We start from the raw sequence: 2,309 nt of genomic DNA on the forward strand, positions 1-2,309 counted from the left end.
GCTGACACGTGACCAACTGTATCACTACGTCAAAACATACAAAATAACCAAGCTCCGCTGTGGCAAGTATGTCAAACTGAACGCCAAAGAGTTAGCCGAGTTATTCAACCCCAAGATTGAGTTATAATCCGGTGATTTTTGTCACCCGATAACCACCTCTTACTTTTGCGCATTATAAATCTAAAACCATTAGTGTCCACTAATGGGTGCAAATCTCAAAGCCGACACTGCAAAAACACCGATTAAAATGCCACAAAAACACCGATTTGTTTGGAATCATCATAACCTGTCTACGCAGGAAAAACGCGATGCCGCCCAAACTCAAAACTCAATTATATTCAAATTGACAAAAACTGCAAAAACAGTCGTAGTTTGAACTATTGTTACTATATTTGCGGTCTAATAGACGCAAGTACGACTATGGAAGAGAATATATACATGTTACCGGACAGTGAAATCCGCCGTCGGCTGGGACAAAAAGTAAGGCATCTGCGACTCCGACAGAACTTTACTCAGACATCACTCGCAGAACAGGCGCAAGTCTCATTGACGACATTAAAGAGAATCGAGAAAGGCGATATAAGCTATTTCGATTCCTTGATGCGCTTGCTACGCATACTTGGCGAACTGGATGTGTTCTCGTCACTCATTAAGGAAGATGAGATGAGTCCCAATGAATATTTCGAGTTTGTCGAAGCAAGCAAGAAAAAGCAGCGCAAACGCGCAAGTGGTAACAACAAGACCAACACACGACCTAATATCGAGGAATCAGAATGGTAGATATAGCAAGAGTAAACCTGTATGGCCAACCCGTCGGAACATTCCGATGGGACAACAATCGCCAGCTGGCACATTTCGAGTATGCCGAAAGCTTCATAGGCAAAGGTCTTGAACCCTCGCCGATTCTAATGCCGGTGCGTCATGGAAGGATATATTCATTCTCTGACATAGGTCGTGAGACATTCAAGGGGCTTCCCGGTATGCTTGCCGATTCATTGCCCGACACCTACGGCCGGGCAATGTTTGATCGTTGGCTCGCGCTCACCGGTCGTAGCAGCGGAAACGCAGTGGAGACACTATGTTTCCTCGGCAAACGCTGCATGGGAGCTTTGGAGTTTGAACCGGCCATGGATGCGCCCTATAGTCCGGATGTCAGGATAGAACTTGATTCCCTTGTTGAAGTGGCAAGCGAAGCATTGTCTGAAAAAGAAGAGTTCGGAGCCAATCTTGAAGAGGACAAGAAGGCGGCAATAGCCGAAATAGTGCGACTTGGCACCTCTGCCGGAGGACAGAGGGCGAAAGCCATCATAGCCTACAACCCATTGACCGGAGAAGTCCGTTCAGGACAGATTGAGGCTCCTGAAGGCTTTGACTACTATCTAATCAAACTTGATGGCGTAACCGCCGAAGCCGGATTCAGGGAAACGCAGAATTTCGGCCGATTGGAATACTCTTTCTATCGGCTTGTAAAGGAATGTGGCATAGAAATGTCGGATTGCAGTCTCATAGAAGAGAATGGACGCGCCCATTTTCTCACCAAGCGTTTTGACCGTCAGAATGGTGAGAAAATTCATATGCAGACACTCTGTGGCATAGCGCATTATGATTATCGCAATCCCCGTTCATACTCTTACGAGCAGGCGTTCAACGTGATGAGGGCATTGAGACTGCCATACTCACAGGCGCAGGAAATGTATCGTCGCATGGTGTTCAATGTAGTGATCCGCAATCAAGATGACCATACCAAGAACATATCCTTCCTTATGGACAGACAAGGCAAATGGACTCTTTCGCCAGCATACGACATGGGATTTGCCTATAATCCGAAAGGCGGATGGACAGCACAACACCAGATGTCAATCAACGGGAAGTTTGACGACATAACCCGCCAAGACCTTTTGGAATTTGCGAAACGCAACAATATAAAGGAAGCTACTGAAATAATCGACCGTATTGCCGAAGTCTCTTCACGCTGGCCTCTCTTGGCAAGGGAATGTGAAGTTCCTCAGCCCATGATAGAGGCCATTATGCCGAATTTGAAGCTTTCTATATAATACATCCTTCTTCACAAAGATTTCTATAATCATGAAAATATATCCGGACAAAGACAAGGCATTTCCCAACCCGGCGATTCCGAGCCTTTGCTACATAAAGAATGTGGTGAAGAATCCAAGAATCATTATCGGCGATTATACATATTATGATGATGTTGACGGAGCCGACAGATTTGAAGAGCACGTCACACATTTCTATGAGTTCATCGGTGATAGGCTGATAATCGGTAACTTCTGCGCTATTGCCAAGGGGGT

At 45.8% G+C, this 2,309-nt stretch carries 2 protein-coding genes and 1 pseudogene; all 3 read left to right on the forward strand.

The features are described from left to right. Window positions 1–420 precede the first annotated feature (420 nt). Window positions 421–780 (forward strand): helix-turn-helix transcriptional regulator, encoded by a 360-nt coding sequence (locus K2H17_RS06505; protein WP_300132824.1) that lies wholly within the window; start codon window positions 421–423, stop codon window positions 778–780. Continuing rightward, window positions 774–2,054, forward strand: coding sequence for a type II toxin-antitoxin system HipA family toxin (locus K2H17_RS06510; RefSeq protein ID WP_300132827.1), 1,281 nt, complete (start codon window positions 774–776; stop codon window positions 2,052–2,054). The genes K2H17_RS06505 and K2H17_RS06510 overlap by 7 nt, the downstream gene beginning before the upstream one ends. 31 nt (window positions 2,055–2,085) lie before the next feature. Then, window positions 2,086–2,309: pseudogene (locus K2H17_RS06515) on the forward strand (chloramphenicol acetyltransferase); the annotation flags it as partial.

This window comes from Duncaniella sp., from assembly GCF_029054785.1.
Classification (GTDB): Bacteria; Bacteroidota; Bacteroidia; order Bacteroidales; family Muribaculaceae; genus Duncaniella.

Coding starts and splice junctions, on each gene's coding strand:
- K2H17_RS06510 (WP_300132827.1), top strand. CDS start 774: ATGGTAGATATAGCAAGAGTAAACCTGTATGGCCAACCCGTCGGAACA.
- K2H17_RS06505 (WP_300132824.1), top strand. CDS start 421: ATGGAAGAGAATATATACATGTTACCGGACAGTGAAATCCGCCGTCGG.